Source organism: Pseudomonas sp. D(2018) (assembly GCF_005502555.1).
Taxonomy (GTDB): domain Bacteria; phylum Pseudomonadota; class Gammaproteobacteria; order Pseudomonadales; family Pseudomonadaceae; genus Metapseudomonas; species Metapseudomonas resinovorans.
The window spans coordinates 143,677-150,428 of sequence record NZ_SCOK01000006.1; the positions used below are offsets into that span (position 1 = coordinate 143,677).

7 protein-coding genes are annotated in these 6,752 nt (G+C 65.3%); 6 read left to right on the top strand and 1 reads right to left on the bottom strand.

Annotated features, from left to right (window positions below; translation table 11 throughout):
- Positions 1-38 precede the first annotated feature (38 nt).
- From paaG to paaK, 5 genes are all read left to right on the top strand, one after another.
- Positions 39-830: a 2-(1,2-epoxy-1,2-dihydrophenyl)acetyl-CoA isomerase PaaG gene (gene paaG / locus FFS60_RS06965; protein ID WP_137821514.1), complete on the top strand. Its 792-nt coding sequence runs from the start codon at positions 39-41 to the stop codon at positions 828-830.
- Positions 831-834: 4 nt separating this feature from the next.
- Entirely contained in the window at positions 835-2,352 is a 1,518-nt protein-coding gene (gene paaH / locus FFS60_RS06970) for a 3-hydroxyacyl-CoA dehydrogenase PaaH (RefSeq protein ID WP_137821515.1), read from the top strand.
- The gene (gene paaI, locus FFS60_RS06975; protein ID WP_028627351.1) at positions 2,345-2,794 is read left to right on the top strand and encodes a hydroxyphenylacetyl-CoA thioesterase PaaI; all 450 of its coding nucleotides are present in this window, start codon (positions 2,345-2,347) and stop codon (positions 2,792-2,794) included. The genes paaH and paaI overlap by 8 nt, the downstream gene beginning before the upstream one ends.
- Positions 2,787-3,992 (top strand): 3-oxoadipyl-CoA thiolase, encoded by a 1,206-nt coding sequence (gene pcaF, locus FFS60_RS06980; RefSeq protein ID WP_137821516.1) that lies wholly within the window; start codon positions 2,787-2,789, stop codon positions 3,990-3,992. Before paaI ends, pcaF begins: the two co-directional genes overlap by 8 nt.
- A gap of 100 nt (positions 3,993-4,092) precedes the next feature.
- The gene (paaK, locus tag FFS60_RS06985) at positions 4,093-5,403 is read left to right on the top strand and encodes a phenylacetate--CoA ligase PaaK (protein WP_137821517.1); all 1,311 of its coding nucleotides are present in this window, start codon (positions 4,093-4,095) and stop codon (positions 5,401-5,403) included.
- A gap of 141 nt (positions 5,404-5,544) precedes the next feature.
- Here paaK and FFS60_RS06990 read toward each other — a convergent pair whose 3' ends face one another.
- Positions 5,545-5,937, bottom strand: coding sequence for a VOC family protein (locus FFS60_RS06990; protein ID WP_137821518.1), 393 nt, complete (start codon positions 5,935-5,937; stop codon positions 5,545-5,547).
- 228 nt (positions 5,938-6,165) lie between these two features.
- Here FFS60_RS06990 and FFS60_RS06995 point away from each other — a divergent pair, with 228 nt between their 5' ends.
- A complete protein-coding gene (locus tag FFS60_RS06995; protein ID WP_028627346.1) occupies positions 6,166-6,519 on the top strand; it encodes a DUF1428 domain-containing protein in 354 nt (117 codons plus the stop codon).
- The last annotated feature ends 233 nt before the right edge of the window (positions 6,520-6,752 follow it).

Here is a 6,752-nt window from a genome sequence, read left to right on the forward strand (position 1 = left end):
GCCCCTGCCCCTTCGAACTCCGTAGAGCGCCCAAAGCCATGAACTTCGAACACATCCTGTTTTCCATCGAGGCGGGTGTCGCCACCCTCAGCCTCAACCGCCCTGAGCAACTGAACAGCTTCAACGCCACCATGCATGGCGAAGTCCGCGAAGCGCTCAAGCAGGTTCGCCAGAACCCCGAGGTGCGCGTCCTCCTGCTGACGGGTGAAGGTCGCGGCTTCTGCGCCGGCCAGGACCTGGGCGACCGCAACGTGGCACCCGGCACCGCCGCGCCGGACCTGGGCGAATCCATCGAGAAGTTCTACAACCCGCTGATCCGCACCCTGCGCGACCTGCCCATGCCGGTGATCTGCGCAGTGAACGGCGTGGCCGCCGGTGCCGGCGCCAATATCCCGCTGGCCTGCGATCTGGTGCTGGCCGCCCGTTCGGCCAGCTTCATCCAGGCCTTCTGCAAGATCGGCCTGATCCCGGACTCCGGCGGCACCTGGACCCTCCCGCGCCTGGTCGGCATGGCACGCGCCAAGGCCCTCACGTTGCTGGGCGACCGTCTGACTGCCGAGCAGGCCGAGCAATGGGGCCTGATCTACCGCGTGGTGGACGACGCCGCCCTGCGCGAGGAAGCCCAGAAGCTCGCCCGCCACCTGGCCACCCAGCCGACCTACGGCCTGGCCCTGATCAAGCGCAGCCTCAATGCCAGCCTGAACAACAGCTTCGACGAGCAGCTGGACCTCGAGCGCGACCTGCAGCGCCTTGCTGGCCGCAGCGAGGACTACCGCGAAGGCGTCAGCGCCTTCATGAAAAAGCGCACCCCAGCCTTCAAAGGACGCTGAGCCCATGCCCGCCCTTCACACATCCGCAACCGTTGCCGTGATCGGCGCCGGCGCCATGGGTGCCGGCATCGCCCAGGTCGCCGCCCAGGCGGGTCATCCGGTCAAGCTCTATGACAACCGCCCTGGTGCTTCCGCCCAGGCCATCGACGGCATCGACCGCCAACTCGGCCGTCTGGTGGAGAAGAACAAACTCTCCGCCGAGGCCCGCGCTGCCACGATTGCCCGCCTGCAACCGGTGGAGGCCATCGAGGCACTCGCCAATGCCAGCCTGGTGATCGAGGCGATCGTCGAGAACCTGGAGGTCAAGCGTGGCCTGCTGCGCCAGCTCGAAGCGCTGTGCAGCGCCGACTGCATCCTGGCCAGCAACACCTCTTCCCTGTCCATCACCAGCCTGGCTGCCGGCCTCCAGCATCCGGGCCGGGTCATCGGCATGCACTTCTTCAACCCGGCGCCGCTGATGGCCCTGGTGGAGATCGTCTCTGGCCTGGCCAGCGACCGCGACCTCGCCGAAGGCCTGTACGAAACCGCCAGGGCCTGGGGCAAGCAGCCGGTGCATACCCGCTCCACCCCCGGTTTCATCGTCAACCGCGTGGCGCGTCCCTTCTATGCCGAAAGCCTGCGCCTGCTGCAGGAAGGCGCCGCCGACTGCGCCACCCTCGACGCATTGATGCGTGACGCGGGCGACTTCCGCATGGGCGCCTTCGAACTGACCGACCTGATCGGCCATGACGTCAACTACGCCGTCACCTGCTCGGTATTCGACGCCTACTACGGCGACTTCCGCTTCCAGCCTTCGCTGATCCAGAAGGAACTGGTGGACGCCGGCCGTCTGGGCCGCAAGAGCGGTCACGGTTTCTACAGCTACGCCGAAGGCGCTGAGCGCCCGCAACCGGCCGAGCTGACCAGCGATGCAAGCGTGAAATCCTGTGTGGTGGAAGGCAGCCTGGGCGTTGCCGAACCCCTGGTACAGCGCCTGGTGGACGCCGGCGTGAACGTGGTCCGCCGCGACGGCAAGGGCCTGCTGCGGGTAGGTGACGCAGTGATCGCCCTGTCCGACGGACGTCTCGCCAGCCAGCGCTCCCGTGAAGACGGCCTCATCAACCTGGTGCTGATCGACCTCGCCCTCGACTACGCCAAGGCCAGCCGCCTTGGCATCGCTTGCGCCACCGACACGTCCGGGCAAGCCCGAGACCAGGCAGTGGCGCTGTTGCAACGCGCCGGCCTGAAGGTCAGCCAACTCAGCGACATCCCCGGCCTCGCCGTGCTGCGCACCGTCGCGATGCTCGCCAACGAAGGTGCCGATGCCGTGCTGCAGGGCGTGGGCTCGGCTGGCGATATCGATCTGGCCATGCGTGCCGGCGTGAACTATCCGCAAGGGCCGCTGGCCTGGGCCGACGCCATCGGCCTGAAGGAAGTCCTGCGCACCCTGGAAAACCTCCAGGCCGCCTATGGCGAAGAGCGCTACCGCCCTTCCCTGCTGCTGCGCCGCCAGGTTGCCGAAGGGAGGAGCTTCCGTGACTAACCACGAAGCCCTCTCCCTCGCAGAAGCCTGCGCCAGCGAACTGTTCGAGCGCGATAACGCCAGCCAGGCCATGGGCATGCGCCTGCTCTCGGTCGCACCGGGCCAGGCCCGCGTCGGCATGAGCGTGCGCGACGACATGGTCCAGGGCCACGGCACCTGCCACGGCGGCTACCTGTTCGCCCTGGCCGACTCGGCCTTCGCCTTCGCCTGCAACACCTACAACGAGGCCACCGTGGCCATCGGCTGCAGCATCGACTACGTGGCCCCGGCGCGCCTCGGCGACACCCTCACCGCACAGGCCATCGAGCAAAGCCGCAGCGGCCGCACCGGCAACTACGACGTGCGCATCGAAAACCAGAACGGGCAACTGATCGCCCTCTTCCACGGCAAGTCCTACAAAGTGCGCGGCTCGGTACTCGCGCAGGAGACCCCTGATGAATGACGCCCTGATTATCGACGCCGTGCGCACACCCATCGGCCGCTACGCCGGCGCCCTGTCCGCAGTGCGTGCCGATGACCTCGGCGCCGTACCCATGCGCGCGCTGATGCAGCGCCATCCCGAACTGGACTGGAGCGCCATCGACGACGTGATCTACGGCTGCGCCAACCAGGCCGGCGAAGACAACCGTAACGTCGCGCGCATGTCCGCCCTGCTCGCCGGCCTGCCGGTGACCGTACCCGGCACCACCCTGAACCGCCTCTGCGGCTCCGGCCTGGACGCCATTGGCAACGCCGCCCGCGCCCTGCGCTGTGGCGAAGCCGGCTTGATGATCGCAGGCGGCGTGGAATCCATGTCCCGTGCGCCGTTCGTGATGGGCAAGGCGGAAAGCGCCTTCTCCCGCCAGGCGGACATCTTCGACACCACCATCGGCTGGCGCTTCGTCAACCCGCTGATGAAGCGCCAGTTCGGCATCGACTCCATGCCGGAAACCGCCGAGAACGTCGCCGAGCAATTCAACGTCTCCCGCGAGGACCAGGACGCTTTCGCGCTGCGCAGCCAGCAACGCGCCGCCGCCGCCCAGGCCAAAGGGCGACTGGCGAAGGAAATCGTCCCGGTAGAAATTCCCCAGCGCAAAGGCCCGCCGAAGATCGTCGAGCAGGATGAGCATCCGCGCGGCGACACCACCCTGGAACAGCTGGCCAAGCTGGGCACACCGTTCCGTCAGGGCGGCAGCATCACCGCCGGCAATGCCTCGGGTGTGAACGACGGCGCCTGCGCCCTGCTGCTGGCCAGCAGTGCCGCAGCCAAGCGCCACGGCCTCAAGGCGCGTGCCCGCGTGGTGGGCATGGCTACCGCCGGCGTCGAGCCGCGCATCATGGGCATCGGCCCGGTACCGGCGACCCGCAAGGTGCTGGAACTGACTGGCCTGTCGCTGGCCGACATGGACGTCATCGAGCTGAACGAAGCCTTCGCCGCCCAGGGCCTCGCCGTGCTGCGCGAACTGGGCCTGGCCGACAACGATCCGCGCGTGAACCCTAACGGCGGCGCCATCGCCCTCGGCCACCCGCTGGGCATGAGCGGCGCACGCCTGGTCACCACCGCCCTCCACGAACTGGAAGAACGCCAGGGCCGCTACGCCCTCTGCACCATGTGCATCGGCGTGGGACAGGGCATCGCCCTGATCATTGAAAGGCTCTGAAACGCAACAACCGAGATCTGAAAAACGGGTGAGGAGTATCCTCTTCCTCAGCACTCAGGAGCCTACATGGCTTCGGCATAAAAATAATTTGAGTGAAACCATGAACATGATTGCCAATACCGCCTTGCTTGACCCGATGGAAACCGCCAGCGTCGACCAGCTACGCCAGCACCAACTGGAACGCCTGCGCTGGAGCCTGAAGCACGCCTACGAAAACGTCCCGCTGTACCGCCAGCGCTTCGATGAACAGGGCGTGCACCCGGATGACCTGAAATCCCTCGAAGACCTGGCGAAGTTCCCCTTCACCGGCAAGAGCGACCTGCGCGACAACTACCCCTACGGCATGTTCGCCGTGCCGCAAAGCGAGATCGTGCGCATCCACGCCTCCAGCGGCACCACCGGCAAACCCACCGTGGTCGGCTACACCCAGAACGACATCGACACCTGGGCCAACGTGGTGGCGCGCTCGATCCGCGCCGCCGGCGGCCGCAAGGGCGACAAGGTGCACATCTCCTACGGCTACGGCCTGTTCACCGGCGGCCTCGGCGCCCACTACGGCGCCGAGCGCCTGGGTTGCACCGTGATCCCGATGTCCGGCGGCCAGACCGAGAAGCAGGTCCAACTGATCCGCGACTTCCAGCCGGACATCATCATGGTCACCCCGTCCTACATGCTGAACCTGGCCGACGAGATCGAGCGCCAGGGCATCGACCCGCACAAACTGGCGCTGCGTCTCGGCATCTTCGGCGCCGAGCCCTGGACCGCCGAGCTGCGCCGCGCCATCGAAGAGCGCTTGGGGATCACCGCCCTCGACATCTACGGCCTCTCGGAAATCATGGGCCCGGGCGTGGCCATGGAGTGCGCCGAAACCAAGGACGGCCCGACCATCTGGGAAGACCACTTCTACCCCGAGATCATCGACCCGGTGACCGGCGACGTACTGCCGGACGGCCAGATGGGTGAGCTGGTGTTCACCTCGCTATCCAAGGAAGCGCTGCCGATGATCCGCTACCGCACCCGCGACCTGACCCGCCTGCTGCCGGGCACCGCGCGCCCCATGCGGCGCATGGACAAGATCACCGGCCGCAGCGACGACATGCTGATCATCCGCGGCGTGAACGTATTCCCGACCCAGATCGAAGAACAGGTGCTGAAGGTCAAGCAACTCTCCGAGAACTACGAGATCCACCTGTTCCGCAACGGCAACCTGGACAGCATCGAGGTCCACGTCGAGCTCAAGCACGAGCACGAGAACCTCGGTGAGTCCCAGCAGCAAGCTGTCTGCAACGAGCTGGGCAAGTACATCAAGACCTACATCGGCATCAGCTCGCGCATCATCCTGCGCCCCAGCTACTCGCTGAAGCGCTCCGAGGGCAAGGCCTGCCACGTGTACGACAATCGAAATAAGTAAGGCTGGCGCCAAAAAGAAGCCCCGTTCATGCGGGGCTTCTTCTTGGGCGGATCAAAGGGCTAGGCGGCAATCTGCGGGTTCGGCGAACGCAGAACCTCGCCATTGATGAGTATGAGTGCCCCGCGATACCCATTGCAGGTTCTACTCTCCCATGGGTGAACAGAGCTCAACCAGCAGTCCGTCAGGGCAACGCAGATAGGAGACCACCTGCCCCCAGGGTCGTTCCTGCGGAGCTGCCAGCTCCTGCGCTCCGGCCGCCAGTGCACGTTGGTGGGCGGCAGGGACATCGCACGTCACCAAGGCGATTTCAATGCCCAATGGCTGCGACGATTCATTGGCGCGGACATGGCCGCCCGGAAGATTCATATCCCCAAGCTCATGGGAAGCGAAAGCCAGACTCGTGGCCCCAGTCTCCAGTTCGCCGTAGTCGCCGGACTCATGCAGAAAGCGGACAGGTAAGCCGAATGCCAATCCGAAGAACTCCAGGGTGCTTCGCACATCCGACACATAGGCGATCGTGTATCCGAACTTCATGATCAGTACTTCCTTGTCAGCCACAGTTGTGAGAGCCAGGCATCATCGGTGGCCCTGCCCGGCCAAAGCAAGGGCGGCGGCCATCAGAAAATCCTCACCGCCGGTCGGATCCATCCGATTACGGCGACAATCCTGTCGAACGCCAACGAGCTCTTTCGACTCTTGGTTAGATCGGCCAGTCAAGGCCGGTTCCAATCGACAGAACGGAATCCAGACAGGAGATCGATCATGACCTATGTAGATGGCTTCGTAGTGCCCGTCCCCACCGCCAGCCGTGAGGCCTACCGCAAGGTGGCCGAGATGGCCGCCGGGGTCTTCAAGGAGTACGGCGCGCTCAGCGTCGTCGAGTGCTGGGGTAACGACGTGCCCGAGGGCAAGGTGACCTCCTTCCCCATGTCGGTGAAATTGCAGGAAGGCGAAACCGTGGTCTTCTCGTGGATCACCTGGCCCTCGAAGCAGGTTCGCGATGAAGGCATGGCGAAAGTGATGGAAGACCCGCGCATGAAACCCGACCCGAGCACCATGCCCTTCGATGGCCAGCGGATGATCTTTGGCGGGTTCGAAGTGTTGGTGAGTGCGTGATCGACCGCAAGAAGGGGGGGCAGCTGCGCTGCCCTTGGCGAATGAATTGGCTATGTCTGCGTTAAGTGTTGCTAGAACGTCCGGAGCCAGGCTGCTTGCCGAGTTCTGCTGATGTTTCTGGTTTCGCCTTCCCAGGCGAGTCCCTTTCTCAAACGCCAGAAAGGAACCAAAGGGCTTGCCCCTGCATCCGGCCCCGGCTTCGCCGGGGTTCCCTCGCTCCATCGTTGCTCCGG